At 64.6% G+C, this 24920-nt stretch carries 24 protein-coding genes; 15 read left to right on the top strand and 9 right to left on the bottom strand.

Annotated elements, in window-relative coordinates; all coding sequences use genetic code 11:
• Nucleotides 1–3: 3 nt before the first annotated feature.
• From urtC to urtA, 3 genes are all read right to left on the bottom strand, one after another.
• On the bottom strand, nt 4–1173 hold the full coding sequence (gene urtC / locus ABIB95_RS22060; RefSeq protein WP_354242127.1) for an urea ABC transporter permease subunit UrtC: 1170 nt from the start codon (nt 1171–1173) through the stop codon (nt 4–6).
• Nucleotides 1170–2777, bottom strand: coding sequence for an urea ABC transporter permease subunit UrtB (urtB, locus tag ABIB95_RS22055; protein WP_354242124.1), 1608 nt, complete (start codon nt 2775–2777; stop codon nt 1170–1172). Before urtB ends, urtC begins: the two co-directional genes overlap by 4 nt.
• Before the next feature lie 82 nt (nt 2778–2859).
• Complete coding sequence (gene urtA / locus ABIB95_RS22050) at nt 2860–4182, bottom strand: urea ABC transporter substrate-binding protein (RefSeq protein WP_063980975.1); 1323 nt, start codon at nt 4180–4182, stop codon at nt 2860–2862.
• Nucleotides 4183–4689: 507 nt separating this feature from the next.
• Between urtA and ABIB95_RS22045 the strand changes: the two genes are divergently transcribed.
• The 3 genes from ABIB95_RS22045 (at nt 4690) to ABIB95_RS22035 (ending at nt 7052) form a co-directional block, all read left to right on the top strand.
• A complete protein-coding gene (locus tag ABIB95_RS22045; protein WP_354242121.1) occupies nt 4690–6261 on the top strand; it encodes a DEAD/DEAH box helicase in 1572 nt (523 codons plus the stop codon).
• A gap of 23 nt (nt 6262–6284) precedes the next feature.
• Nucleotides 6285–6572, top strand: coding sequence for a translation initiation factor IF-1 (gene infA / locus ABIB95_RS22040; RefSeq protein WP_007599789.1), 288 nt, complete (start codon nt 6285–6287; stop codon nt 6570–6572).
• 267 nt (nt 6573–6839) lie between these two features.
• Nucleotides 6840–7052, top strand: a complete 213-nt coding sequence (locus ABIB95_RS22035; RefSeq protein ID WP_028148374.1) for a cold-shock protein — start codon at nt 6840–6842, stop codon at nt 7050–7052.
• Between the two features lie 177 nt (nt 7053–7229).
• On the opposite strand, the gene ABIB95_RS22030 is transcribed toward ABIB95_RS22035, so the two are convergent.
• Together ABIB95_RS22030 and ABIB95_RS22025 are read right to left on the bottom strand one after the other, a co-directional pair.
• The gene (locus tag ABIB95_RS22030; RefSeq protein ID WP_354242118.1) at nt 7230–7727 is read right to left on the bottom strand and encodes a pilus assembly protein N-terminal domain-containing protein; all 498 of its coding nucleotides are present in this window, start codon (nt 7725–7727) and stop codon (nt 7230–7232) included.
• 158 nt (nt 7728–7885) lie between these two features.
• Complete coding sequence (locus ABIB95_RS22025; protein ID WP_071916699.1) at nt 7886–8713, bottom strand: sterol desaturase family protein; 828 nt, start codon at nt 8711–8713, stop codon at nt 7886–7888.
• A 269-nt stretch (nt 8714–8982) separates the two neighbouring features.
• Here ABIB95_RS22025 and ABIB95_RS22020 point away from each other — a divergent pair, with 269 nt between their 5' ends.
• The 10 genes from ABIB95_RS22020 (at nt 8983) to ABIB95_RS21975 (ending at nt 17900) form a co-directional block, all read left to right on the top strand.
• On the top strand, nt 8983–9147 hold the full coding sequence (locus ABIB95_RS22020) for a Flp family type IVb pilin (protein WP_014498224.1): 165 nt from the start codon (nt 8983–8985) through the stop codon (nt 9145–9147).
• Between the two features lie 70 nt (nt 9148–9217).
• On the top strand, nt 9218–9364 hold the full coding sequence (locus tag ABIB95_RS22015; protein ID WP_167768029.1) for a hypothetical protein: 147 nt from the start codon (nt 9218–9220) through the stop codon (nt 9362–9364).
• A 123-nt stretch (nt 9365–9487) separates the two neighbouring features.
• Nucleotides 9488–10012 (top strand): A24 family peptidase, encoded by a 525-nt coding sequence (locus ABIB95_RS22010; RefSeq protein WP_208088838.1) that lies wholly within the window; start codon nt 9488–9490, stop codon nt 10010–10012.
• Nucleotides 10013–10138: 126 nt separating this feature from the next.
• Complete coding sequence (gene cpaB, locus ABIB95_RS22005) at nt 10139–10933, top strand: Flp pilus assembly protein CpaB (RefSeq protein ID WP_063980971.1); 795 nt, start codon at nt 10139–10141, stop codon at nt 10931–10933.
• 11 nt (nt 10934–10944) lie between these two features.
• Entirely contained in the window at nt 10945–12420 is a 1476-nt protein-coding gene (locus ABIB95_RS22000; protein WP_354242114.1) for a type II and III secretion system protein family protein, read from the top strand.
• A gap of 20 nt (nt 12421–12440) precedes the next feature.
• Nucleotides 12441–13175, top strand: a complete 735-nt coding sequence (locus ABIB95_RS21995; protein WP_071916701.1) for a CpaD family pilus assembly protein — start codon at nt 12441–12443, stop codon at nt 13173–13175.
• A complete protein-coding gene (locus ABIB95_RS21990; protein WP_063980969.1) occupies nt 13172–14437 on the top strand; it encodes a CpaE/TadZ family protein in 1266 nt (421 codons plus the stop codon). The genes ABIB95_RS21995 and ABIB95_RS21990 overlap by 4 nt, the downstream gene beginning before the upstream one ends.
• Nucleotides 14438–14458: 21 nt before the next feature.
• Nucleotides 14459–15922, top strand: coding sequence for a TadA family conjugal transfer-associated ATPase (locus tag ABIB95_RS21985; protein ID WP_071916702.1), 1464 nt, complete (start codon nt 14459–14461; stop codon nt 15920–15922).
• 16 nt (nt 15923–15938) lie between these two features.
• A complete protein-coding gene (locus tag ABIB95_RS21980) occupies nt 15939–16916 on the top strand; it encodes a type II secretion system F family protein (RefSeq protein ID WP_354242111.1) in 978 nt (325 codons plus the stop codon).
• Nucleotides 16917–16925: 9 nt separating this feature from the next.
• Nucleotides 16926–17900 carry a type II secretion system F family protein gene (locus ABIB95_RS21975; RefSeq protein ID WP_063980966.1) on the top strand — a complete coding sequence of 325 codons (975 nt, stop codon included), beginning with the start codon at nt 16926–16928 and terminating at the stop codon, nt 17898–17900.
• Nucleotides 17901–17962: 62 nt separating this feature from the next.
• Here ABIB95_RS21975 and ABIB95_RS21970 read toward each other — a convergent pair whose 3' ends face one another.
• The 3 genes from ABIB95_RS21970 to ABIB95_RS21960 form a co-directional block, all read right to left on the bottom strand.
• Nucleotides 17963–18775, bottom strand: a complete 813-nt coding sequence (locus ABIB95_RS21970; RefSeq protein WP_354242108.1) for a tetratricopeptide repeat protein — start codon at nt 18773–18775, stop codon at nt 17963–17965.
• Between the two features lie 94 nt (nt 18776–18869).
• The gene (locus tag ABIB95_RS21965) at nt 18870–20369 is read right to left on the bottom strand and encodes a metallophosphoesterase family protein (protein ID WP_354242105.1); all 1500 of its coding nucleotides are present in this window, start codon (nt 20367–20369) and stop codon (nt 18870–18872) included.
• 256 nt (nt 20370–20625) lie between these two features.
• The gene (locus tag ABIB95_RS21960) at nt 20626–20829 is read right to left on the bottom strand and encodes a hypothetical protein (protein ID WP_018454690.1); all 204 of its coding nucleotides are present in this window, start codon (nt 20827–20829) and stop codon (nt 20626–20628) included.
• A gap of 220 nt (nt 20830–21049) precedes the next feature.
• Here ABIB95_RS21960 and ABIB95_RS21955 point away from each other — a divergent pair, with 220 nt between their 5' ends.
• Nucleotides 21050–22423, top strand: a complete 1374-nt coding sequence (locus ABIB95_RS21955) for a leucyl aminopeptidase family protein (protein ID WP_354242102.1) — start codon at nt 21050–21052, stop codon at nt 22421–22423.
• Entirely contained in the window at nt 22416–23270 is an 855-nt protein-coding gene (locus ABIB95_RS21950) for a C40 family peptidase (RefSeq protein ID WP_354242100.1), read from the top strand. Before ABIB95_RS21955 ends, ABIB95_RS21950 begins: the two co-directional genes overlap by 8 nt.
• 6 nt (nt 23271–23276) lie before the next feature.
• On the opposite strand, the gene ABIB95_RS21945 is transcribed toward ABIB95_RS21950, so the two are convergent.
• Nucleotides 23277–24914, bottom strand: coding sequence for an ABC transporter ATP-binding protein (locus ABIB95_RS21945; RefSeq protein ID WP_354242097.1), 1638 nt, complete (start codon nt 24912–24914; stop codon nt 23277–23279).
• Between the last annotated feature and the right edge of the window lie 6 nt (nt 24915–24920).

The following is a 24920-nucleotide window of genomic DNA, read 5'->3' as shown; positions in this document are numbered from 1 at the left end:
CGCCTACTCCGCCATCTTGGGTTCGATGACGCCATCTTCGGCCGCGGCGCTCGCGCTGGTCGCGGCGGTGCGCTTCTCTTTTGACGACTCCCACCAGGCATTGAAGGTGCCGACGATGCCCTTGGGCAGCAGCAGCGTCACCAGGATGAACAGCGCGCCCAGCATGAACAGCCAGTAGGGCGCGAGCATGCCCGAGGTGAAGAACGTTTTTGCATAGTTGACGACGACGGCGCCGAGTGCAGCACCGATCAGCGTACCGCGGCCGCCGACCGCGACCCAGATCACCGCCTCGATCGAATTGCCGGGTGCGAATTCGCTCGGGTTGATGATGCCGACCTGGGGCACATAGAGCGCACCGGCAACGCCGGCCATGCAGGCCGACAACGTGAAGACGAACAGCTTGTAGGATTCGACGCGGTAGCCGAGGAACCGGCTGCGCGATTCCGCGTCGCGGATTGCGATCAGGACCTTGCCGAGCTTGGAGGACACGACGGAGCGGCAGATCAGGAAGCTCAGGATCAGCGCCAGGCAGCTCAGCGCAAACAGCGCGGCGCGGGTGCCCTCGGCCTGCACGTTGAAGCCGAGGATGTCCTTGAAGTCGGTCAGGCCGTTGTTGCCGCCGAAGCCGAAATCATTGCGGAAGAAGGCGAGCAGCAGCGCATAGGTCATCGCCTGCGTGATGATCGACAGGTACACGCCGGTGACGCGGGAGCGGAAGGCGAGCCAGCCGAAGCAGAATGCAAGCAGGCCGGGCACGACCAGCACCATCAGCGCCGCGAACCAGAACATGTCGAAGCCGTACCAGTACCAGGGCAGCTTCGAATAGTTCAGGAACACCATGAAGTCGGGCAGGATCGGGTTGCCGTAGACGCCGCGGGTGCCGATCTGCCGCATCAGGTACATTCCCATCGCGTAGCCGCCGAGCGCGAAGAAGGCGCCGTGGCCGAGCGAGAGGATGCCGCAATAGCCCCAGATCAGGTCGATCGAGAGCGCGAGGATCGCGTAGCAGACATATTTGCCCCAGAGCGCGACCAGATAGGTCGGCACCTGCAGAAACGAGCCCGCGGGCAGCAGCAGGTTGGAGAGCGGGATGAGGATGCCGCAGGCCGCGACGATGGCGAGAAAGATCGTCGCGCCGCGGTCCAGCGACCTGGTCAGCATGTGGGGGGTCATGCTTCCACCGCACGGCCCTTGAGCGCGAACAGGCCGCGCGGCCGCTTTTGAATGAACAGGATGATGAGAACGAGGATGGCGATCTTGCCGAGCACGGCGCCGGCGACCGGCTCCAGGAATTTGTTGGCGATGCCGAGCGTGAAGGCGCCGACCAGCGTGCCCCAGAGATTGCCGACGCCGCCGAACACCACGACCATGAAGCTGTCGATGATGTAGCTCTGGCCGAGATTGGGGCTGACATTGTCGATCTGCGACAGCGCCACGCCCGCGATGCCGGCAATACCGGAGCCGAGACCGAAGGTCAGCGCGTCGACGCGCGAGGTGGCGATGCCCATCGAGGCCGCCATGCGGCGGTTCTGCGTCACCGCGCGCATCTCGAGGCCAAGCGCGGTATAGCGAAGCATCGCCAGCAAAATCGCGAACACTGCGAGCGTGAAGACGAGGATCCAGAGCCGGTTATAGGTGATGGTGATCTGGCCGAGCTCGAACGCGCCGCTCATCCAGGAGGGATTTCCCACCTCGCGGTTGGTCGGGCCGAACATGGTGCGGACCGCCTGCTGGAGCACCAGCGACAGGCCCCAGGTCGCCAGCAGCGTCTCCAGCGGACGGCCATAGAGGAAACGGATGATGCTGCGCTCGATCAGCACGCCGATGCCGCCGGCGACCAGGAAGGCGAGCGGCACGGCGATCAAGAGCGAATAATCGAAGAGCGCGGGATAGCGGGTGCGGATCACCTCCTGCACCACGAAGGTGGTGTAGGCGCCGATCATCACCATCTCGCCATGGGCCATGTTGATGACGCCCATGACGCCGAAGGTGATGGCGAGCCCGATCGCGGCGAGCAGCAGCACCGAGCCGAGCGAGAGGCCGTACCAGGCATTCTGCACCGTGGACCAGACCGCGAGCGAGCCCTGGATCGAGCTGATTGCGCTCGCAGCGGCCTTGGTCACCGAGGCCGGCTGATCGCCCATGCCTGTCAGCAGCGCCATCGCCTCCTGGTCGCCGCGCGCCTTGAGGGTCGCGACCGCCTCGAGCTTCTCGACCTCGGTGGCATCGGACTTGAACAGCAGGATCGCGGCGCGGGCATCGCCGAGTGCGGCCTTGACCGATTTGCTGGTTTCCTTGGCGAGCGCGGCATCGACCGGCTCGAGCGCGGTCTCCTCATGCGACTTGAAGACGGATTGCGCCGCCTGGAGGCGCGTTCCGACATCCGGCGACTGGAGCGTCAGGCTGCCGATCGCAGCGTCGACGCTGCGGCGCAGGCGGTTGTTGAGGCGCACCGCGCTGGCGCTGTCGGGAACGCTGGCGACGGGCTCGCCGGTCGCGGCATCGATCGACTTGCCGTCGGCACCGGTGACGTAAACCTTCTTGCTATCAGGGTCGGCCATGAGGCGACCGTCCTGGAGCGCGCTGATGATGGGGAAAGCCAGCTTGTTGCCGCTGCTCGCGACCACGCCGATCGCCTCATCGGTGTCGGAGAAATCGTCATTGGCGAATTTGGCGACCGCATCCTCGAACGGACCGGCAAAGGCCGGCAGTGCGAACGCGATCAGGAACAACGAGAGGACAAAGGTACAGAGACGAGCGGACAAATTGGTTGGCACTTTGAATCACCCCGGCAGAAGTGGGGAGAAGGCGGCGGAATAGCCGCCTCCTCCCGTCGTGCAATGAACCGACAGATCGGGATCAGGAGCCCGAGCCGAGGCACTTGTTGGTCTTGGTGTTGAAGTTGCCGCACTTCTTGCCGACCCAGTCGCCGACCAGGTCCTTGGAGCCATCGAGCTCCTTCGACCAGGCGTCGCCTGCGACAAGACCCGGGGTCTTCCACACCACGTCGAACTGGCCGTTGGCTTTGATTTCGCCAATGAACACCGGCTTGGTGATGTGATGGTTCGGAAGCATCTTGGAGGTGCCGCCGGTCAGGTTCTTGGCTTCGATGCCGGGCAGCGCGTCGATCACCTTGTCCGGATCGGTCGACTTCACCTTCTCGACCGCCTTGACCCACATGTCGAAGCCGATCACGTGCGCTTCCATCGGATCGTTGGTCACGCGCTTCGGATTCTTGGTGTAGGTCTGCCACGCCTTGATGAACTTCTCGTTCTCCGGCGACTTGATCGACTGGAAGTAGTTCCAGGCGGCGAGATGGCCGAGCAGCGGCTTGGTGTCGATGCCGGCGAGCTCTTCCTCACCCACCGAGAACGCGACGACCGGGATGTCCTTCGCCTTGATGCCCTGGTTGCCGAGTTCCTTGTAGAAGGGGACGTTGGCGTCGCCGTTGATGGTCGAGACCACCGCGGTCTTCTTGCCGGCCGAGCCGAACTTCTTGATGTCGGCCACGATCGTCTGCCAGTCGGAATGACCGAACGGCGTGTAGTTGATCATGATGTCTTCCTGGGCGACACCCTTCGACTTCAGGTAGGCCTCCAGGATCTTGTTGGTGGTGCGCGGATAGACGTAGTCGGTGCCCGCGAGCACCCAGCGCTTCACCTTCTCGTCCTTCATCAGATAGTCGACGGCGGGGATCGCCTGCTGGTTCGGCGCAGCACCCGTGTAGAACACGTTGCGCTCGCTCTCCTCGCCCTCGTACTGCACGGGGTAGAACAGGATGCTGTTCAGCTCCTTGAAGACCGGGAGCACGGACTTGCGCGACACCGAGGTCCAGCAGCCGAACACGACCGCGACCTTGTCCTTGGTGATCAGCTCGCGCGCCTTTTCGGCGAACAGCGGCCAGTTCGAGGCAGGATCGACCACGACGGCTTCGAGCTTCTTGCCGTTGACGCCGCCCTTCTTGTTCTGCTCGTCGATGAGGAAGAGGATGGTGTCCTTCAGCGTGGTTTCGCTGATGGCCATGGTGCCGGAGAGAGAATGAAGGACGCCGACCTTGATGGTGTCGTCCGCGGCCTTGGCGCCAGTCAATGAAGCCAGACCCATCATCAGTCCGGCGGTCGCGGCGAGAACGCCACGGCGGCTAAATGACGCCGCTATATCGTGAGTGGATTTGTTAAGCATGGATGTATCATCTCCCTGACGCAGACGTGAAAAAGACGCTGCGAAACGGCCCCACGGCCGCCTGCGATTAATGGAATCGCAAGAACCATGCCATGGGCTGGGCACATGCCAACCTATTGGTCAGATTATATAATTTCGCTGCAATCCAACTTTTGCCGCAGTCCGATTGCCCAAATCTTGGGCGAATAAAATGTATGCCAATGCGGCAGACAGGTTATTTTTTAAGCAAAACAATAACCCTGTCTAAATTTCCGGCATAACTATTTCTGCACTGCAATCACGGTTTGAGGCCGCGTTGCCTTGAAACCGCCCCCTGAATGTTCCATATGGAGGTTCGAGACCTCTTGCGAATCAAGGGGTCGTAGCGAGCCGCGTGTTCTTAAGCCCTTTCCGGGCCTCTGGCTTGCCCCATCCCATCAAGCCATCCGACACCCCAAACACGCAGGTGTCTATTCGACACCCTTATTGCGCGTGCCCCGCTGATTGCGCTGGGCGCTCGCTTTCGACATGGAAAGAACCCATCTTTTGACTTCCTTTCAGGACTTCGGCCTTGCCGAACCCATCGCGCGTGCTCTCGCCGAAGAGAATTACGTCACCCCCACCCCCATCCAGGCCCAGACGATTCCCACGGCACTGACCGGCCGCGACGTCGTCGGCATCGCCCAGACCGGCACCGGCAAGACCGCGTCCTTCGCGCTGCCGATCCTGCACCGCCTGCTCGAGAACCGCATCAAGCCGCAGCCGAAGACCTGCCGCGTGCTGGTGCTCTCGCCCACCCGCGAGCTGTCCGGCCAGATCCTCGATAGCTTCAACGCCTACGGCCGCCACATCCGGCTGTCCTCGACGCTCGCCATCGGCGGCGTGCCGATGGGCCGCCAGGTTCGCGCGCTGATGCCTGGCCTCGAGGTCTTGGTGGCGACCCCCGGCCGGCTGCTCGACCTCGTACAGAGCAACGGGCTGAAGCTTGGAAGCGTCGAATTCCTCGTGCTCGACGAGGCCGATCGCATGCTCGACATGGGCTTCATCAACGACATCCGTAAAATCGTCGCCAAGCTGCCGATCAAGCGGCAGACGCTGTTCTTCTCGGCCACCATGCCGAAGGACATCGCCGAGCTCGCCGACGCGATGCTGCGGGACCCCGCCCGCGTTGCGGTCACCCCGGTGTCCTCGACCGCCGAGCGGATCAACCAGCGCATCGTCCAGGTTGATTTCTCCGCCAAGCCCGCCTTCCTGACCAAGCTCCTGAAGGACGAGCCGGTCAATCGCGCGCTGGTCTTCACCCGCACCAAGCATGGTGCCGACAAGGTCGTGAAGACACTTGAGAAGGCCGGCATCGCCGCCAGCGCCATTCATGGCAACAAGTCACAGAACCATCGCGAGCGGACGCTCGCCCAGTTCCGTTCCGGCGAGATCCGCACCCTGGTCGCCACCGACATCGCCGCCCGCGGCATCGATGTCGACGGCATCAGCCACGTCATCAATTTCGACCTGCCGAACGTGCCCGAGACCTATGTGCACCGCATCGGTCGCACCGCGCGTGCCGGCGCCGAAGGCACCGCGATCTCGCTGGTCGCCGGCGGCGAGGAACTGAGCTATCTCCGCGACATCGAGCGACTGATCAAGGTGGCGCTCCCGCGCGAGGATCTCCGCACCGATGCCGGGCGCCGCGATGCGGGTCCGCCCCCGCCGCAGCAACGACAGGGCCGGCCGGGCCGCCCGGGCCAGCGTCCGCAAGGCGCAAGGCATGGTGAGGGACGTCACACTGACGGACGACGCACCGACGAAAGGCATGCCGACGGACGCCACCATAGCGCCGGCAAGCATAGCGACGGAAGGCCCGGCGAAGGTCGGCACGGTGACGGAAGGCATGTTGACGGACGTCCCGGTGGTAGCCAGAAGGTCTCGAAGGGGTCTCGCCGCCAACGGTCCGGTGGTAAGACGCATTCTTCCCCAACCGAGCGCCCGGAACAGCGTTCCGCGCATAGCGCCGGCAAGCCCGATGGGATACAAGGCGTGGCCTTTTTACGCCGCGAGAGTCGGCCGATGGGCCAACCGACCCGCAAACCCTATTCGCACTAGCCGTCCACGACCTGGAGAAATTCATGGCTAAGGAAGAGCTGATCCAGTTCGAAGGACTGGTCACCGAAATCCTCCCCGACGCGCGCTACCGCGTGCAGCTCGACGCCGGGCACGAGATCGTCGCCTACACCGCCGGCAAGATGAAGAAGAACCGCATCAAGACGCTGGCGGGTGACCGCGTGACCGTGGAAATGTCGCCCTACGACCTCGAGAAGGGCCGGCTGATTTTCCGCCACAAGGACGAACGTCCGAGTGGCATGGGCGGGCCTCCCCGTCCCGGACAGCGTGGTGGCCAGTTCCGCCGCCGTTGATCGGCTTCCAGCATCTCGGCTGCGAAAGTAAAATTCTGACCTGTATGCTGATCCGCCGTGTCGATCGCGGCGGATCAAAAAATCGTGCACGTCAGGATTGTTTTGGTGCCTTAATTCCAATAAAATCACTCATCGATTTTCGGCCGGACGACATTGGCATCCACCGGTACAGCCGGTTCAGACACGCTGACGACCCTTCCAGAAACTCGATCTAACCCGCCTGCGAAAGTAGGCTTCGACACTGCACATCTGAGAAGGAACTACCCCGTGAGCATGGGAACCGTGAAGTGGTTTAACGCGACCAAGGGCTTTGGCTTCATCCAGCCCGACGATGGCGGCCAGGACGTCTTCGTACACATCAGCGCCGTCGAGCGCGCCGGTCTCGGCACGCTGCGTGAAGGTCAGAAGGTCTCTTACGAGATCGTGGCCGACCGCCGTTCCGGCAAGTCGGCAGCGGACAACCTCCGCGCCGCCGGTTGAGCCCACGGGCCTTTGGCCCGTACGGCTCTAGCGAGCAAGCAAAAGGAAAAGGCCGTGCGCAACGCACGGCCTTTTTTCATGTCCGAAAGAGCGGATGGACTCAGCAGGTCGTACCGGCCGCATCCGCGCTGTCGTAGACGCAACTGGACAACGCGTTCGTCTTGCGAGCTCGTCTTGCTAGTTCGTTTTGGCGGCCGCGCCGGCATTGCCGCTGGCGTTGTTGTTCAACGAACCGGCCTGGCTCATCGTGTTGTTGAAATAGTTATCGCTGTCGCCGAGCGTCACGCGGCGCTGGCACAGCGGCATGCAGCTGTAGGACTCGCGCTCGACCCCGCGATAGACGGTGACGAGCCGGTCGCTCGGACCTTCGACCTGGATCTGACGGTCGACCAGGATCTCACCGCCCCGGTCGAGCGCGATGAAATTGGTGGCACCGTAGCCCTTCCCGGTCACGACGATCATGCCGCCGGGCTGGAGCGTGACGTCGGCGATCAGGGGATTGCCGACCACGATGGTCGCCACCTTGCCGGGCAGCCTGACCAGCTTGGCCTGGTCGACATTGACGGCGATGGTATCGGCGGTCGCCTCGGCAAGGCTGGCGGCCGGCGATGCCAGCACCGCAGCCGCAACCAGAAGACAAACGCGCGCATGACGGCGCAGCAACTCTTTACGCATACTCTTACCCCCGGGACGTCACAAACCGGCAGAAGCGATTCGATACACAGCGGAGCCGGTGCCCGACCCGGCTAACCTGCCCTTAATTCGTGAACGTTCCGCAAACTCGCCGACTATTGTTTGAACGGACTGAGCGTTTTGCTGCCTCAGAATATCCCTTACTGGCGGAACGGATAAGCGAGCTGGCCCCCGATCTCCTTCGGCATGGTCGCTTCGTCCTTGCCGTAGTCCTGCGGCAGTTTCCCCTCCGGCATGCGGAAGGTGCCGAACAGCACGTCCCAGATCGGAAACGTCCCGGCAAAATTGGTGTCACCGCCCTCTTCGAGCGCGGTGTGGTGCCAGCGGTGGAACACCGGCGTCGCCAGCACATATTTGAACGGCCCGAAGGTCCAGTTCAGGTTGGCGTGCACGAAGGCCGAATGGAAGGTGGTGAACGGACCGAGCCAGATCATGACGTTCGGGGAGATGCCGGCCATCAGCAGCACGACGTCGACGCCGATCGTCCCGAGCATGAGATTGACGGGATGGAAGCGGGCCGCGGAAATCCACCCGATCTCCTCCGACGAATGATGGATGGCGTGGTACTTCCAGAATCCGCCGTCGTGGAACAGCCGGTGCAGCCAATACAGCATGAAGTCAGACAGCACCAGGAACAGTATGGCCTGTACCCACAGCGGCAACGCCGCCAGCGGGCCATGGCCATTGTCGTAGAAGGCGATCAGGTCGTCCGCGTCGTGGATGTTGAAGACTGCACCGGCACCGACGATCAGGAGTCCGATCCGCATGGTGCGGGCGAACACCGGAACGAAGAACCAGTAGCAGATGTCGGTGAGGATCTCGCGCTTGCGCCACCACGGCGCGCCGGGATTGCAGGCCCAGAAATGCTCGAGCACGGTGAAGACCGCCGCGAGCACGAAGGTGACGGGGACCATCTTCTGGATGGTCTCGCCGAGCATCAAGGCGACTTGCATGGGCAGGCTCGACATCGTCGCCTCTCTTCCAAACTTCTGATCCCGCTTAGGCCTACTCCCCGAAATTTAAGGGAGGGTGAAGTCCACGGCGCGCTTGGGGCGCATTTGGAACAGGAAGAATTTCGATTGCGTCCTTAAGGCCAAATTCACTCTGGGCAAAAGCATCGGGCTGGAAGCGGGTTTGCCCGATCGAATTAACTCTACCGAAAGAGCTCGGATCTCATGTTTATCGCGTCAAGCACAGCGCCGAACGAGGCGATCACACCCCAGACGGAGTTTAGTTCATGAAGAACCTGATTGCGCGTTTCGCGAAGGATGAATCCGGCGCCACCGCCATCGAATACGGCCTGATTGCCGCCGGCATCGCACTGGCCATCATCACCGTCGTCAACAACCTCGGCAGCTCGCTGAACACCAAGTTCGGCTCGATCAGCTCCTCGCTGAAGTAAGCGACCGACCAACGACGGCAAAAGCCCCGGACCTCCGGGGCCTTTGTTTTTCTGAATGCGGCGAGTTCCAGTGGCGTTACGCGAGTACAGAACCGAAGCCGCGGTTGCGGCGAGCGAGGCGGAGGCGGCCGAGACCTCTTCGCCAGCGTACTGGGTTTGCCTTGCGCTGCTGCTCGCGACGGCCGTCCTCGCCGCGCGCATTGCCAGCATCTGGTGAGTGCGCCTCCGGCAGGCTCCTGCTCGCAGCGCCGCTGCCGCCGTTGTCGGTTTGTTTAGCACTGGCGGCTAGCATGCGGCGACACCCCGATCCCGCGATGAACCCAAGCTCAAGACGCCGCCCATGATCCTCGACCTTGCGCGCCTTCTGCTCTTCCCGGCCCTGATGGCCTTCGCCGCCGCGAGCGATCTCTTCACGATGACCATCTCGAACCGCGTGTCGCTGGCGCTGATCGCGGGCTTCTTCGCGCTCGCGTTCGCCGGTGGCATGGCACCTTACGAGATGCTGAGCCATGTCGGCGCCGGCGCACTGCTCCTCGTCGTGGCCTTCGGCTGCTTTGCGATGGGCTGGATGGGCGGCGGCGACGCCAAGGTCGCGGCTTCAGTCGCGCTCTGGTTCGGCTTCGCGCAATTGATGGATTTCCTGCTCTACGCCTCGCTGTTCGGCGGAGCGCTGACGCTGCTCCTGCTCCAGTTCCGGCAATGGCCATTGCCTTACGGGCTGGCGGGCCAGGCCTGGCTGGCACGGCTGCACGACAAGGAGAGCGGCATTCCTTACGGCATCGCGCTCACGCTCGGCGCGCTGATGGTCTATCCGGAGACCGAATGGGTGAAGGCGATCGACCTCGCTCACCTCGCACTGCGCTGAACGCATCGGGTAAGCCGGCGTTAAGCCGATTTAGATACGCCTCATTAACCATGCTTTGACGAATAGCTGGTCAACTGCCGATTACGGCGGCGGCTGCGTCGCGGCGTTTTGTGGAAAGTGAAGCGTATGAATAGGGCACGCATTGTCGTCCTGACGGTCGCCATCTGCGCCGGCGGTGTCGCCGCGTACCTGGCGAGCGGCTCGGACTCTGCGCCGCCACCGGCGGCTCCGGTCGCACAGCTTCCGACCGTCGACGTCCTGGTCGCCAAGAACGACATCGGCCTCGGCCAGACCGTGAAGCCGGAAGACGTGCAATGGCAGACCTGGCCGGCTGCGACCGCGAGCTCCACCTTCATCCGCCGCAACGAGCGCCCCGAGGGCGCAACCCAGGTCATCGGCTCGATCGCCCGCGCGCCCTTCATCCAGGGTGAGCCGATCCGCGACCAGAAGCTGGTCAGGGCCGAGGGCTCCGGCTTCATGGCGGCGATCCTGCCGACCGGCATGCGCGCGATCTCGACCGAGATCTCGCCGGAGACCGGCGCGGGCGGCTTCATCCTGCCCAACGACCGCGTCGACGTGCTTCTGACGCGCCGCCTCAAGAACGCCGACCAGGGCGCCGGCGCCCAGGACATCGTCACGTCCGAGATCATCCTGGCCAACGTCCGCGTGCTGGCCATCGACCAGGCGCCGAAGGAAAAGGACGGCCAGAACGCCGTGGTGGGCAAGACCGTCACGCTCGAGCTCAATCCCGCGCAGACGGCGACGCTCTCCGCGGCCCGGCAGAGCGGCACGCTGTCGCTCGCGCTGCGCAGCATCGCCGACGTCAAGATGAGCGAGATCACGCTCGATGATTCCGCGAAGCGCGATGGCGTTTCGATTATTCGCTACGGCATCCCAAGCGCGACGGCGAAGGCACGATGAGGACTGTCGATATGAAATGCAGGGCAGATTTGGCGACGATGCGAGCCTCAATGGTCCGCGCCCTGTCGTTTTCGGCCGCCTTCGCGCTGACGCTGAACCCGGTGCTCACCCCGGCGATCGCCGCCGACTACCGCCCCGTGGCGCAGGTCGCGGCCGACGGTCAGATGAACGCACGCTTCCTCTCGCTCGGCGTCGGCAAGTCGATCGTGATCGACCTGCCGCGCGACATCAAGGACGTGCTTGTCGCCGATCCCAAGATCGCCAATGCGGTGGTCCGCTCGTCGCAGCGCGCCTACATCATCGGCGCCTCGGTCGGCCAGACCAACATCGTGTTCTTCGATTCCGCCGGCCAGCAGATCGCGGCCTATGACATCGCGGTCAAGCGCGACCTCAACGGCCTGCGCGCGGCGCTCAAGCAGGTCCTGCCCAATTCCGACATCCAGATCGACGGCCTCGGCGACGGTGTCGTCCTGACAGGCTCGGCGGCGAACCCGCTGGAAGCGCAGCAGGCCAATGATCTCGCCGCGCGCCTCGCCGGCGGTGCCGAAAAGGTGGTGAACTCGATCGTGGTCCGCGGCCGCGACCAGGTCATGCTGAAGGTGACCGTCGCCGAAGTCGCGCGCACCATCATCAAGCAGCTTGGCATCGATCTCACCGCGAACCTGAACTACGGCACCTCGGTGGTGAGCTTCACCAACTCCAACCCCTTCACGGCTCTTGGCAAGAATCTGGTGGACGGCAACGCTCTGACCACGAAGTTCGGCGCGACGCCGTCGGTGCAGGCGACCCTGCGCGCGATGGAGAGCGCCGGCGTGATCCGGACGCTGGCCGAGCCGAACCTGACCGCGATCTCCGGTGAGTCCGCGACCTTCATCGCCGGCGGCGAATTCCCGGTACCGGCGGGCTATGCGTGCGATCCCACCACGCATGTCTGTACCACCCAGATCAGCTTCAAGAAGTTCGGTATCTCGCTCAACTTCACCCCCATCGTGCTGAGCGAGGGCAAGATCAGCCTGCGCGTGATGACCGAGGTCTCGGAACTGTCGAACGAAAATTCGATCACGCTGTCGCAGGCCGTGACCTCGAACTCGGTGAACTCGCTGACGGTGCCCTCGATCAAGACCCGCCGCGCCGAAACCTCGCTCGAAATTCCCTCCGGCGGCGCGATGGCCATGGCCGGCCTGATCCAGCAGCAGACCAAGCAGGCGGTCAGCGGGTTGCCGGGACTGATGCAGCTCCCGATCCTCGGCACGCTGTTCCGCAGCCGTGACTTCGTCAACAACGCGACCGAGCTGGTGGTGATCGTGACGCCCTATGTCGTTCGCGCGGCGTCGCCAAAGGACCTGTCGCGGCCGGATGACGGCTTCGCCGCGCCTGCAGATCCGCAGGCCGAGCTGCTCGGCAATATCAACCGCATCTACGGCGTGCCCGGCCGGACCGAACCGGCCAAGAACTACCGCGGCACCTACGGCTTCATTACCGACTGAGGCGGAACGGGGATTTCACGATGATCACAGCACCACCCCAGATTCGCAAACGCGCCATCCGTTTCGGTGGCGCGCTCGTCGGCATGGCGCTCGCCCTCGGCGGCTGCCAGCACAACGAAGCGGTCACGGCCTCCATCCCCGACGATTACAAGCAGCGCCATCCGATCGCGATCGAGGAGCAGAACCGCTCGATCGTCGTCTTCGTCGGCCACGCCCGCGGCGGATTGACCGCCGCCCAGCGCGCCGACGTGATGGGCGTCGCCTCGGCCTGGCTGCACGAAGGCACCGGCGCCATCCGCATCGACGTGCCGTCCGGCACGCCCAATGCGCGTCCGGTCGCGGACACGATGCGCGAGATCCAGGCGATGCTGGCGGGCGCGGGCGTTCCGCCGCGCGGCGTCAACATTCGCCCCTACCAGCCGGAAGACAGGCGCTTCCTGCCGCCGATCCGGCTCACCTATTCCAAGATCGCCGCGGTCGCGGGTCCCTGTGGCCTGTGGCCGGACGACATCGGCCCCTCGATGAAGAACAAGAGCTGGTTCGAGAACAAGGACTATTACAATTACGGCTGCGCCTATCAGCGCAACATGGCGGCGATGATCGACAATCCGTCGGACCTCGAGCAGCCGCGGCCTGAAACGCCGTCCTATACGGCGCGTCGCATCACGGCCTTCGAGAAGTATCGCAAGGGAACGACGACGGCAACCACCTATCCTGAGGCCGAAAAGGCCAAACTCAGCGACACCGGCAAATGATCAGCTACGCTCGCCAGACTCAACAAGAGCAGTCCGAGGCGCCGACGCCGGTCGAGGAGCATATTGCTCCCTCACCGCGCGTGTCGGTCCAGGCTTTCTGCGAGACCGTCGAGACCGCTGCCGCGGTGCAGTCGGCCGGCGAAGACCGTCGTCTCGGCAAGGCCCATCTGAAGATCCAGATGGGCGGCATGGCGGCCGCGATCGAAGCCTACCGCTCGGCGCCGACGCCGAACGTGATCGTGCTCGAGAGCGACGGCCGCAACGATCTTCTGACCGGCCTCGACCATCTCGCCACGGTCTGCGACGCCGGCACCCGCGTGGTCGTGATCGGCCGCATCAACGACGTCACGCTCTACCGCGAGCTGGTGCGCCGCGGCGTCAGCGACTACGTGCTCGCGCCGGTCGGCGCGATCGACGTCGTGCGCTCGATCTGCAACCTGTTCTCGGCGCCCGAAGCCAAGGCGGTCGGCCGCATCATTGCCGTGGTCGGCGCCAAGGGCGGCGTCGGCGCGTCCACCATCTCCCACAACGTCGCCTGGGCGATCGCGCGCGACCTCGCAATGGACTCGGTCGTCGCCGATCTCGACCTCGCCTTCGGCACCGCCGGGCTCGACTACAACCAGGACCCGCCGCAAGGTATTGCGGATGCCGTGTTCTCGCCGGATCGCGTCGACACCGCCTTCATCGACCGCCTGCTGTCGAAATGCACCGACCATCTCAGCCTGCTGGCGGCGCCGGCGACGCTCGACCGGGTCTATGATTTCGGCACCGACGCCTTCGATGCCGTGTTCGACACGCTGCGCTCCACCATGCCGTGCATCGTGCTCGACGTTCCGCATCAATGGTCGGGCTGGACCAAGCGCGCCCTGATCGGGGCGGACGACATCCTGATTGTGGCAGCGCCTGATCTCGCCAATCTGCGCAACACCAAGAACCTGTTCGATCTGCTGAAGGCCTCGCGGCCCAACGATCGGCCTCCGCTCTACTGCCTGAACCAGGTCGGCGTCCCGAAACGGCCCGAAATTGCCGCCGCCGAGTTCGCCAAGGCGATCGAGAGCCAGCCGGTCGTCTCGATCCCGTTCGAACCGCAGATCTTCGGCTCGGCCGCCAACAACGGCCAGATGATCGCGGAGATCTCCGCCAACCACAAGTCGATCGAAATGTTCCTTCAAATCGCCCAGCGCCTGACCGGCCGCAGCGAGACGAAGAAGCAAAAGTCTTCCTTGCTTTCACCCCTGATTGACAAGTTGCGGGGAAAATAAGCCGCCGCATGGAGTTGTTAAGTGTTCGGTAAGCGTAGCGGAACAGACACCGATACTCGGGCTCCCAAGCCCGGCGCCGTGTCGCCAGAGCCTGCCCAGGCTCCGGCGCCCGCGGTGTCGCGCGCGCCGCCCCCGCCGGCCGTCGCCTCGCCGCCGCTTGCCCCCGCCCGGCCGGCGCCGGCCATGGAATCCCGCCGCTCGGACAATTACTACGAGGTCAAGGCGACGATCTTCGGTGCGCTGATCGAGGCCATCGACCTCGCCCAGCTCGCGAAGCTCGACTCCGAGTCCGCGCGCGAGGAAATCCGCGACATCGTCAACGAGATCATCGCGATCAAGAATATCGTGATGTCGATCGCCGAGCAGGAAGAGCTGCTCGACGATATCTGCAACGACGTTCTCGGCTACGGCCCGCTGGAGCCTCTGCTGTCGCGCGACGACATCGCCGACATCATGGTCAACGGCGCCGACACCGTCTACATCGAAGTCGCCGGCAAGATCCAGCGCACCGGCATCCGCTTCCGCGACAATCAGCAGCTCCTCAACATCTGCCAGCGCATCGTCAGCCAGGTCGGCCGGCGCGTCGACGAATCCTCGCCGATCTGCGACGCGCGCCTCGCCGACGGCTCCCGCGTCAACGCCATCGTGCCGCCGCTGTCGATCGACGGGCCCACGCTCACCATTCGAAAATTCAGGAAAGACAAGCTGACGCTGGATCAGCTGGTCAGGTTCGGCGCGATCTCGCCGGAGGGCGCGGAAATCCTCCAGATCATCGGCCGCGTCCGCTGCAACGTGCTGATCTCCGGCGGCACCGGCTCCGGCAAGACCACGCTGCTCAACTGCCTGACCAACTACATCGAGCACGACGAGCGCATCATCACCTGCGAGGACGCGGCCGAGCTCCAGCTCCAGCAGCCGCACGTGGTGCGCCTCGAAACCCGTCCGCCCAACATCGAGGGCGAAGGCCAGGTCACCATGCGCGAATTGGTGCGCAACTGCCTGCGTATGCGCCCCGAACGCATCATCGTCGGCGAAGTCCGCGGACCCGAGGCGTTCGACCTGCTCCAGGCCATGAACACCGGTCATGACGGCTCGATGGGCACGCTCCACGCCAACAATCCGCGCGAAGCACTGTCGCGCTGCGAATCCATGATCACGATGGGCGGCTTCTCACTGCCCTCGCGCACCATCCGCGAGATGATCTGCGCTTCGATCGACGTCATCGTCCAGGCCGCGCGCCTGCGCGACGGCTCGCGCCGCATCACGCACATCACCGAGGTGATGGGCATGGAAGGCGACACCATCATCACCCAGGACATCTTCCTCTACGACATGGTCGGCGAGGACGCCAACGGCAAGATCATCGGCCGGCACCGCTCGACCGGCATCGGCCGCCCGAAATTCTGGGAGCGTGCGCGCTATTACGGCGACGAGAAGCGCCTTGCCGCTGCGCTCGATGCGGCGGAAGTCGCGCCGAAGACATGAGCAGATCGGCGCAGCCATGAATATGCAGGTCCTTGCCCTCGCCTTCCTCGCCACTGCCGCCGTCGGCGGCATCGCCTGGGTGTTCCTTTATCCGCTCCTGTCCGGAGAACGGAAGGCGGAAAACCGCCGTGCCTCGATCGCGCGCGCCGATGCGCCCGCGGCCAAGCAGACCGAAAAGAGCCAGCGGTCGCGCCGCGAGCAGGTCGAGACGTCGCTCAAGGATCTCGAGGCGCGGCGCCAGCAGGAGAAGAGCGTTCCGCTCGGTGTTCGCCTGTCGCAGGCAGGGCTCGACTGGACGCCACAGAAATTCTGGATCGTGTCCGCCGTCGTGGCGGGAGTGCTGTTCGCGGCCGCCATGTTCGTCGGCGGCGGCCTGCTTGGCGCCGCCGGCCTTGCCTTTGCCGGCGGCTTCGGCCTGCCGCGCTGGGCGCTGGGCTTCCTGAAGAAGCGACGCGAAAACAAATTCCTGGCGGCGCTGCCCGATGCGGTCGACGTGATCGTTCGCGGCATCAAGGCGGGCCTGCCGCTGTTTGAATCGATCAAGGTCGTCGCCGCCGACTCGCCTGAGCCGCTGCGCAGCGAGTTCCTGGCCATCATCGAGACCCAGGCGATCGGCATGCCGCTCGGCGAGGCCTGCTCGCGTCTGTACGAGCGCATGCCGCTGCCGGAAGCCAACTTCTTCGGCATCGTCATCTCGATCCAGCAAAAATCCGGCGGCAACCTCTCCGAAGCGCTCGGCAACCTCTCCAAGGTGCTGCGCGACCGCAAGAAGATGAAGGAAAAGATCCAGGCAATGTCGATGGAGGCCAAGGCCTCGGCCGGCATCATCGGTTCGCTGCCGCCGATCGTGATGTTCCTCGTCTATCTCACGACTCCGCACTACATCTCGCTGCTTTGGATCCATCCGACCGGCCAGCTCATGCTGGTCGGCTGCGTCGTCTGGATGTCGATTGGCATCATGGTGATGAAGAAGATGATCAATTTCGATTTCTAACGGTGCCGTATGGTCGAATTCCTCGTTTCGAAACTGCATGATGTCCGCTTCATGACCATGCTGCTGGCGGCCATCGCCGCCAGCGCCACCGTCTATACGCTGGTGATGCCGCTTTTCGCCGGCGAAGGCCTCGCCAAGCGCATGAAGGCGGTGGCGAGCGAGCGCGAGCGCATCCGCCAGCGCGAGCGCGAGCGCCTCAACAAGAGCGAGAAGGTCTCGCTGCGCCAAACGCCGAAGCAGGTCGTCTCCCGGGTCGTCGAGGACTTCAACCTCACCAAATGGCTCGCGCAGGAAGCCGCGCGCGACAAGCTTATCATGGCGGGCTATCGCGGCCAGGCGCCCTACATCACCTTCCTCTTCGCCCGCATGGTGGCTCCGCTCGTGCTGTTCGTCGGCTCGATCATCTACGTGTTCCTGATCGCGCATATGCAGCAGTCGATGCCGATCAAGATCGGCATCTGCATCGGCGCGGCCTATCTCGGCCTTCAGGCGCCGATGCTGTTCCTCAAGAATGCGATCTCCAAGCGCCAGCTATCGATCAAGCGCGCCTTCCCCGATGCGCTCGACCTGCTCCTGATCTGCATCGAATCCGGCATGTCGGTCGAAATGGCGTTCCGGAAGGTCGCTACCGAAATCGTTGGCCAGTCGATCGCGCTGTCCGAGGAGTTCACCCTGACCACGGCCGAGCTGTCCTATTTGCAGGATCGCAAAGTCGCCTATGAGAACCTGGCGCGGCGCACCGGGCTCGAGGGCGTCAAGTCGGTGTGTCTCGCGCTTCAGCAGGCGGAGCGCTACGGCACCCCGCTCGGGCATTCCTTGCGCGTCATGGCGCAGGAAAACCGCGACATGCGCATGAACGAGGCCGAGAAGAAGGCCGCCGCGCTGCCGCCGAAGTTGACGGTGCCGATGATCCTGTTCTTCCTCCCGGTGCTGTTCGTCGTCATTCTCGGACCGACCGGCATCAAGATCAGCGAGCTGCACTGACGTCGAGACGCGGACCGCGCGCGGTCCGCCGGCAGCTTCAGGATTGCAAGATCAGGTTCTGATCAGTCGGGCTGGCTGAGCGAGGCGACCGGCGTCCGCTTCGGTGCCCCACGCGGAGCGTCGCTGCGGCTCAGCATTTCCTTCAGGTAAGCGACATTGGCCGCGGCCTGGTCCGGCGGCAGGTCGGCCTTCACGATCGTCTCGGCTTCGGCGAAGCGGCCCTGGAGACCGACGACGAGGCCGAGATTCTGCCGCACCCGCGTACTGGCGCGCGGCGAGGCGTAGGCCTGCCGCAACGCCTCTTCGGCCTTCGGCAGGTCCTTCGACAACATGTAGGACAGGCCGAGATTGGAGAGCACGCCGGGATCGCCCGGTGCGATCCTCAACGAGCTCGCATAATAGGAACGCGCCTCGTCGTGGCGGCCCATCTGATCGAGCGCCGTGCCCTGCACCGAGAGCAGGCGCCAGTCCGGATTGTCGGGCGAGTGCGCCTTCGACAGCACGTCGAAGGCTTGCTGAAAATTGCCGTTGTCGGCGAGCGCGCGGCCATACTGCGCGAGCAGCGCCTTGTTGCCGGGATTGGCGATGGTCGCCTGCTCGAGCACGGCGGCGGCCTGGGCGCGCTGGCCGTTGGCGCGCAAGGCCTGGCCGTAGCCGAGCGCCGCGTCGGCGTCCTTGGGATTGGCACGGTAGCGCTCGCCATAGACCTCGACGGCGCGCGCGGGATCGGCGGGGGCGGCTTCCGTCCGCGGCCCGACAGAGCCCGTGACGTCGGAGAGTTTCGACATGGCCGTGCAGCCGCCGAGGCCCATGGCCACTGCCGCCACCAGCGAAGTGGACGCGAGAAGCCGGGCAAGACTGAACCGTTGACGCATGACGCTTTTGACTCACGAGCCGATTGATCGAGCCGAACGCGCCAGCAATAGACTGTTAACCCTAACGGCCGGTTAACGTCAGCCTGGCTGCCCCTCACGGCGGTGTCTGCGGCGGCGGCTCGCCACCGAGGGCCAGCTCGAGACCGAGCACCTTCACCGGCTCGTTCAGGTCGTGCAGCAGCAATTGCAGCCGCCGCGCCTGGGCAACATCGACGCCCGCGCTCGGCATCCCGGGCCATTCGCGCCGGAAGTCGTCGCGATTGACCAGCCGCTTCGCAAGCAGCTCGTCGAGCTGAACATCGTCAATGCCGAGCACGTCGGCGCAGTGCTCGATCAAGCGGCGCAGCAACAACTTCACCGCGGCCAGCGCCTCGGCGTCATCCCTGCGCTCCGATCTCGCGAACTTGCCCCCGATATCGGCCCAGACCCATGAGGTGACGAGATAGGCGTGGAGCGCGCTCGGCCAATCCACCTCGCCGTCGGCATAGAAAGCGCGGCGCATCAGCAGCCGGCGGGCCTGTGCGACAACTTGATCGCGCTTCAGCATCGCACATGAGGCGATCTCGATGGCCGACTGGACGGCGGGATCGCGGGAAAAATCCCGTCCTGCCGGCAACCTGATGACGCCGTCCGGCAGGTTCGAGTCGAGCAGCCCGAAGGTGCCGTCGTTGCGCGGCCGCGAATAGCGTGTGATTGCGAACTGGTGCTCCGCGCCGCCGGCCTGGGACGATGCGCCAAAATGAATGATGTTGAAGCCGGCATCGTCACCGGCCTGCCCGGTCGAGGACGGACAGGAGAGCACGTAGATCGTACGCCAGAAGGCTTCGCCGCTCGCGCTCCGCGTGGCACGCGGATCCGGGATCGAATAGCGGGTGAGCCCCTCGACATGCCGGTGTCCGTGCAGGACCAGATTGACGTTGAGCGACGTCGCCGCTTCGAGGAAAGTTGCGGGCGCCGCTAGATACATCAGCGGTTCGTCGGGCACGCCGAGAAACCGCTTTCCTTCGCCGGTCGCCTGCGGCAGCGGATGATGATGCAACGCCAGCACGCGCACCAGGTTTTCCGCCGGCTCGGCATAGTCGGCGCGCCCCACGGATCCCATGCTGCCCGCGAGCTCGACGCTCAGCCGGGCGGAATCCGCGACAAGCGCGCTGTAGGCGCTCTCGTCGATATGGCCGCTCGCGAGCGTTGAGAGGCTTGCGCGGTTGGAGTCCAGCAGCACCAGATCGAGGCCAGCCTGGCGGTAATAGACGCTCTTGGAGCTCCGCGGCAGATGCAAATAATCATAGACGTCGTGGCGGCCTGCGCGCTGGCTCGGGCGCTTGACGTCGTGATTGCCCGCGACCGCCTGGATGTCGGTGAACAGTCCGGTCTGCCGGAAGGACGCGATGACGGCGAGCGCTTCGTCCAGCGCGCGCGGCGTCGGGTCGTCCACGAGATCACCCGTGATCAGCAGAATGCGATCGGGAACGTCCGCGAAGTCCACCATCGCCTCGCGGATTGCGGCACCGAGCGCCTCGATCGTCGCCAGCAGCCGGCCTGACCCGTCCAGATGCAGGTCGGAAATCTGCGCAATAACGAACGCTCTATCCATTTTGCGCCGCTCATTTGCGAATGCTGCGCCGCCCAAACGATGAGAAGAATGCTTTCGACGAACAGGTTTGGCCGGATATCAAGCCGGCCCGCCGCGTTGCTGCGCAAGATGCCAGCAGAACCGCACGGCACAATCTAAAATATCCATCAATAATGCCACAACCGCGGCGCTAGTAAAGCCCCGCGGCCGCGCGCTCGTGAACGGCAGTTCTCAGCATGGATACGAGATCCGCCCGGCGATGGTTTCGCTCACCCGATCAATATTCGATGGCAAGCCGCTTGCGGATTTCGTCGATGCGCTTGTCGAGCGCATCGAACCGCGCGTGGACGGAACGGTCGTGGAGATAGAAGACGTAACCGCCGGCAAGGAATGCGAAGATCCAGTGATGATGCTCGACATAACCAAAAATCGCCTCGACGGCCTGGCCGATGAATGTGACCACGCTCCACACAAATTCCATTGCAGTTTCCTCCCGGCAGGCCTCGTCTTCGGCCGCCGGTCATCTCCTGCATAGTTTTCCCAGTCGATCCGGCGGCCGTTGCCGGAACCTAGCATGGGCCCCTTGCGGCGAGTAGCGGGTCGCTGAACGGTGACAGCAAAGCCGATTGCAGCCGCGGCGAAACTCTGCGAAGTCTCGTCCGTTCGCATGACCTGCTTGATCTGACGATCCGGACCCGCCAATGCCTTCTGTCTTCGAGACGTCGCCCACCGCCATCCCGATCACCTTCGTCACCAAGTCGAGCTGGGATCAGGTCGCCGAGAAATTGCCGCCGGTGCAGCGCCAGTTCGCCACCGCGAGCGCCTTTGCCGCCAAGCCGGGCGGCTATCTCGCGCTGCCCGCGCCGGACGGCGCGATCGCGCAGGTGCTGTTCGGACTCGAGGACGAGGGCGCGAGATCACGCGACCTGTTCCGGCCGGGCGCCCTGCCCGGCCTGCTGCCGCCCGGTATCTATCGCTTTGCCAATGCGCCGCACGATACGCGGCTGGCGTCGCTTGCCTTTGCACTGGGGTGCTATCGCTTCGCCCGCTACCGCAAGGCTGACCGCCCCGCCGTCCGGCTGGTACCGCCCGATGGCGTCGACGCGGCCGAGATCAATCGCATGGCGGATGCCGCGATGCTGGCGCGCGACCTCATCAACACGCCGGCCAACGACATGGGCCCGGAAGAGCTTGCTGCGGCCGCGCAAGCGCTCGCCACGGAATTCGGTGCGAGCTTTGCCTGCACCATCGGCGAGGATCTGAGGACGAATTTTCCACTGATCCACGCCGTCGGCATGGCCTCCGACCGCGCGCCGCGGCTGATCGACATCGGCTGGGGCGATCCTGATCATCCCAAGGTGACGCTGGTCGGCAAGGGCGTCTGCTTCGACACCGGCGGGCTCGACCTCAAGCCGTCGAGCGGCATGCTGATCATGAAGAAGGACATGGGCGGCGCCGCCAACGTGCTGGCGCTCGCGCGCATGGTGATGGATGCGAAGCTCAAGGTCCGCCTGCGCGTGCTGATTCCTGCGGTCGAAAATGCCGTCTCCAGCAATGCCTTCCGGCCGCTCGACATCTTCACCTCGCGCAAGGGCATCACGGTCGAGATCGGCAACACCGACGCGGAGGGCCGGCTCGTGCTCGCCGACGCGCTGGCGCTGGCCGACGAGGAAAAGCCGGACCTTCTGATCGATTTGGGCACGCTGACCGGCGCGGCGCGCGTCGCGCTGGGGCCGGATTTACCGCCCTTTTACACCAATGATGAGACGCTGGCCGCCGACGTCGCGCGGTGCGCGGCGAAGGAGAACGATCCGTTGTGGCGCATGCCGCTGTGGCCGCCTTACGATGCGTGGCTAGACTCCAAGACCGCCACCATTACCAACGCACCCTCCGGCGGCTTTGCCGGCTCGATCACCTGCGCGCTGTTCCTGCAACGGTTCGTCGAGCAGGCGAAGAGCTGGCTTCATGTGGATATTTACGGCTGGACCCCGTCGGCAAAGCCGGCGCGGCCCGAAGGCGGCGAATGCCAGGCCGCGCGCGCCATCTACACATTGCTGAGCGAGCGCTATGCATGATCCAGGACACGATCCAAGGCTGACACCTGCGCGCGGCGACCTCGCCGCGAAATATCTCGAAGGCAAGGTGCAAGCCGACCGCTTTGTCACGGGCGAGGAATTCGAGGTCTTCGAGGCGATCGCACCCGTGCGCGAGCAGCCGTCGTCGAACGCGATGCTGATGACGGAGGCGCTGCGCGGCGAACGCGTCACAGTCTACGATCGCAATGGCGAGGGCTGGGCCTGGGGCCAGCTTGGTGGCGATGGTTATGTCGGCTGGCTGCCTGATGCAGCGCTGATGAAGCCATCGGCCGCCCCGACCCACAAGGTGAGCGCGCTCCGGACATTCGCCTTCCCCGGTCCCTCGATCAAGCTGCCGCCGGCCGGCACGCTCGCGCTGGGCTCGAAGATTGCGGAGGTGCGCGAGGACGGCAGCTTCGCCGTGACGCGCGACGGACAATATCTGCCGAAGGCCCATCTCGCCCCGCTCGGTCATCGCGAGCCGGACTTCGTCGCGGTCGCCGAGCGCTTCGTCGGCACGCCCTATCTCTGGGGCGGCAAGAGCAGCCTCGGCATCGACTGCTCCGGCCTCGTGCAGGTTTCGCTGACAGCAGCAGGCATCGGCTGCCCGCGCGACAGCGACATGCAGCAGGCAGGGCTCGGCCGCGCGCTGGAGCCGCATGAGCGGAGCAAGCTGCAACGCGGCGATCTGATCTTCTGGAAGGGCCATGTCGCCATCGTCCGCGACGGCGGCGCCATGGTTCACGCCAACGCGCATCACATGGCAACTGTGATCGAGGCGACCGAACCGGCGATCGCGCGGATCAAGGCGGCTGGCAGCGAAATCATCGCGATCAAGCGGCTCTGACCCGAGCTACGTCGCCACCGCCCCGTTCCCCGCCGTCTCCAGCCGGAACGCCGCCGCGAACAGCGCGCGCGTGTAATCCGTCTTCGGGCTCTTGAACAGTTCGGCGGCCTGTCCCTCCTCGACCACCTTGCCGCCGCGCATCACGATGAGATGGCTGGCGAGCGAGGCGACGACGCGCAGATCGTGCGAGATGAACATGTAGGTGAGATCGCGCCTGCGCTGGAGCTCCCGCAAGAGGTCGACCATCTGCGCTTGAATCAGCATGTCGAGTGCGCTGGTCGGCTCGTCCAGCACCACGAAATCCGGCTCCAGCACCACCGCCCGCGCGATGCTGATGCGCTGGCGCTGGCCGCCGGAGAATTCATGCGGATAGCGGTAGCGGGTGTCCGCCTTCAGCCCGACGTCCTCGAGCGCCTTGACGACGCGCGCCTCACGCTCTTCGCGCGACAGCTTTGGCTGATGCACGGTGAGGCCCTCGGCGATGATGTCGGCGACCGACATGCGCGGGCTGAGCGAGCCGAATGGATCCTGGAACACGATCTGCATGTCGCGCCGGAAGGGGCGCATCTCCTTGAAACGCAGGCCCTGGATGTCCTTGCCGAGGAACACGATGCGGCCGTTCGAGGAGATCAGCCGCATCAGCGCCAGCCCGAGCGTGGTCTTGCCCGAGCCGGATTCGCCGACGACGCCGAGCGTCTCGCCCTTGCGCACGGCAATGCTGACGCCGTCGACCGCCTTGATGTGGCCGACCGTCTTGCGCATCAGGCCGCGCTTGATCGGAAACCAGACCTTCAAATCATCGGCGGACATCACCACCGGTGCATTTGGCTGCGGCGGCGCCGGATCGGGCTTCGGCTCCGCCGCGAGCAGGTCGCGCGTATAGGGATGGTTCGGGGTCCTGAAGACCTGCTCGACCGGCCCCTGCTCGACGATCTCACCGCCCTTCATGACACAGACATGGTCGGCGATGCGGCGCACGATGCCGAGATCGTGGGTGATGAAGAGCAGGCTCATGCCGAGCCGGGAGCGGATCTCGGCGAGCAGCGCCAGGATCTGCGCCTGCACGGTGACGTCGAGCGCCGTGGTCGGCTCGTCCGCGATCAGGAGGTCCGGCTCGTTGGCGAGCGCCATCGCGATCATGACGCGCTGACGCTGGCCGCCGGAGAGCTGGTGCGGATAGCTGTTGAGCCGCGTTTCGGGCTCGGGAATGCCGACCTGCGTCAGCAGTTCCAGCGTCCGCTTGCGTGCCTCGGCATTGCTGGTCGGATTGTGGAGCTGAATGATCTCGCCGATCTGCGCCTCGATCGTGTGCAGTGGATTAAGCGAGGTCATCGGCTCCTGGAAGATGATGGAGATATCGCTGCCGCGAATCTCGCGCATCTGCTGCTCGGACTGGTCGATCAGCTCCCGCCCCTTGAAGCGGATGCTGCCCGAGGGATGCGAGGCATTCGGATAAGGCAGGAGCTTCAGGATCGAGAGCGCGCTGACCGACTTGCCGGAGCCGGACTCGCCGACCAGCGCGACGCACTCGCCGCGCTTGATCTGAAACGAGACCTTGTCGACCGCAAGTGTCGTCGCGCCGCCCTGGTGGAAGGCCACCGAGAGGTCGCGGACGGCAAGCAGGGGCTGGTTGATCGCGTCCATCACGCC

It is taken from the genome of Bradyrhizobium sp. LA2.1 (genome assembly GCF_040547725.1).
Taxonomy (GTDB): domain Bacteria; phylum Pseudomonadota; class Alphaproteobacteria; order Rhizobiales; family Xanthobacteraceae; genus Bradyrhizobium; species Bradyrhizobium barranii.
This window is presented reverse-complemented; position numbering and strand designations above follow the sequence as displayed.

Bases quoted from the DNA above. Each gene is read 5' to 3' on its own strand.
- ABIB95_RS21955 (WP_354242102.1), top strand. From the start codon at position 21,050: ATGCCTTCTGTCTTCGAGACGTCGCCCACCGCCATCCCGATCACCTTC.
- infA (WP_007599789.1), top strand. From the start codon at position 6,285: ATGGCTAAGGAAGAGCTGATCCAGTTCGAAGGACTGGTCACCGAAATC.
- ABIB95_RS21945 (WP_354242097.1), bottom strand. From the start codon at position 24,914: ATGGACGCGATCAACCAGCCCCTGCTTGCCGTCCGCGACCTCTCGGTG.
- ABIB95_RS21970 (WP_354242108.1), bottom strand. From the start codon at position 18,775: ATGCGTCAACGGTTCAGTCTTGCCCGGCTTCTCGCGTCCACTTCGCTG.
- cpaB (WP_063980971.1), top strand. From the start codon at position 10,139: ATGAATAGGGCACGCATTGTCGTCCTGACGGTCGCCATCTGCGCCGGC.
- ABIB95_RS22010 (WP_208088838.1), top strand. From the start codon at position 9,488: ATGATCCTCGACCTTGCGCGCCTTCTGCTCTTCCCGGCCCTGATGGCC.
- ABIB95_RS21980 (WP_354242111.1), top strand. From the start codon at position 15,939: ATGAATATGCAGGTCCTTGCCCTCGCCTTCCTCGCCACTGCCGCCGTC.
- ABIB95_RS22030 (WP_354242118.1), bottom strand. From the start codon at position 7,727: ATGCGTAAAGAGTTGCTGCGCCGTCATGCGCGCGTTTGTCTTCTGGTT.
- ABIB95_RS21960 (WP_018454690.1), bottom strand. From the start codon at position 20,829: ATGGAATTTGTGTGGAGCGTGGTCACATTCATCGGCCAGGCCGTCGAG.
- ABIB95_RS21990 (WP_063980969.1), top strand. From the start codon at position 13,172: ATGATCAGCTACGCTCGCCAGACTCAACAAGAGCAGTCCGAGGCGCCG.
- ABIB95_RS21975 (WP_063980966.1), top strand. From the start codon at position 16,926: ATGGTCGAATTCCTCGTTTCGAAACTGCATGATGTCCGCTTCATGACC.
- ABIB95_RS21950 (WP_354242100.1), top strand. From the start codon at position 22,416: ATGCATGATCCAGGACACGATCCAAGGCTGACACCTGCGCGCGGCGAC.
- ABIB95_RS22025 (WP_071916699.1), bottom strand. From the start codon at position 8,713: ATGTCGAGCCTGCCCATGCAAGTCGCCTTGATGCTCGGCGAGACCATC.
- ABIB95_RS22045 (WP_354242121.1), top strand. From the start codon at position 4,690: ATGGAAAGAACCCATCTTTTGACTTCCTTTCAGGACTTCGGCCTTGCC.
- urtA (WP_063980975.1), bottom strand. From the start codon at position 4,182: ATGCTTAACAAATCCACTCACGATATAGCGGCGTCATTTAGCCGCCGT.
- ABIB95_RS22020 (WP_014498224.1), top strand. From the start codon at position 8,983: ATGAAGAACCTGATTGCGCGTTTCGCGAAGGATGAATCCGGCGCCACC.
- urtC (WP_354242127.1), bottom strand. From the start codon at position 1,173: ATGACCCCCCACATGCTGACCAGGTCGCTGGACCGCGGCGCGACGATC.
- ABIB95_RS21965 (WP_354242105.1), bottom strand. From the start codon at position 20,369: ATGGATAGAGCGTTCGTTATTGCGCAGATTTCCGACCTGCATCTGGAC.
- ABIB95_RS21995 (WP_071916701.1), top strand. From the start codon at position 12,441: ATGATCACAGCACCACCCCAGATTCGCAAACGCGCCATCCGTTTCGGT.
- ABIB95_RS22000 (WP_354242114.1), top strand. From the start codon at position 10,945: ATGAAATGCAGGGCAGATTTGGCGACGATGCGAGCCTCAATGGTCCGC.